The sequence below is a fragment of the Snodgrassella sp. M0110 genome, assembly GCF_016101465.1.
GTDB classification, from domain to species: domain Bacteria; phylum Pseudomonadota; class Gammaproteobacteria; order Burkholderiales; family Neisseriaceae; genus Snodgrassella; species Snodgrassella alvi.
The window spans coordinates 1-933 of the sequence record NZ_JACFQM010000025.1; the positions used below are offsets into that span (position 1 = coordinate 1).

At 33.0% G+C, this 933-nt stretch carries 1 protein-coding gene; it reads left to right on the forward strand.

Annotation, left to right across the window (positions count from 1 at the left end; all coding sequences use genetic code 11):
• The first annotated feature begins 52 nt into the window (after positions 1–52).
• The gene (locus H3T84_RS11945; protein ID WP_198219318.1) at positions 53–766 is read left to right on the forward strand and encodes a hypothetical protein; all 714 of its coding nucleotides are present in this window, start codon (positions 53–55) and stop codon (positions 764–766) included.
• Positions 767–933: the final 167 nt, after the last annotated feature.

The window sequence follows — 933 nt, forward strand, 5'->3', positions numbered from 1 at the left end:
CAGCTCCTAGATAACTATTGAATGCTTACTTTCTCAAACCAGAGATAGCCAAATGCAAAAAATCTTTATAGCTACTATTTTCATTATCTGCCAGCTAATCTCTTACTCAGCATTAGCACTATCTGAGCTACCCCCACTACCCATTCATAAAGTCAAAATTTCTGATTTTGTAGAAAAATTTAATACTTTAAATAAACAATATCGATATAATCTGAAACCTATTAAAAAACCCAAGGAGTCTGGATTTCTATATGAAATCACTTATCTCCTTACACCTAATATTTATCTCACAATAAAGAGCGAGCTTGAGTTGGTATCAGGATTTAAACTTGCCTGTGACCAATTCGCGAATAATAAATCAGCCGATATGAATAAATGCCAGCAATCTATTCAGCTTGTTAGTCAGGCATTTGATCCTGATTTTGTGCTTAGCGACTTCGAGCGGAATAAAGTATGTGAATCCGAACATAAAACGTCATGGACAGCTGGATCCATTGGCATGGTAAAATTATGTTCATATGAGTCCACTAAAGTTCGTTATACACAGGAGTATGATCTGGACGACCAATCTTTACGCTTTAGCATTTTTCCGTTTAGTGAGGATAGATCAGATTACCCCACAGAATCTGAATCAGATCTGATGTCCTTAAAACTTGTTCAATACTATGCCAGCTATGTTATTAATTACGCTTTACCATTTCTACATACAGACAATCTTCTTATATATCTGAATATTAAGATACATCAACTCAGAATGAGCATTTAGCAATATAAGACATACTGGTATGCAAATAATTTATATAACTACCAGATTTTTGTTCCGACTGGATTGATAAATATGACCAGTTAAAATCTTCGAATTTGATTTATATCATTTTATTTTTCAGATAAATAGCATAATATCTATATCAATTAACCCATCTTTGCTTTTTA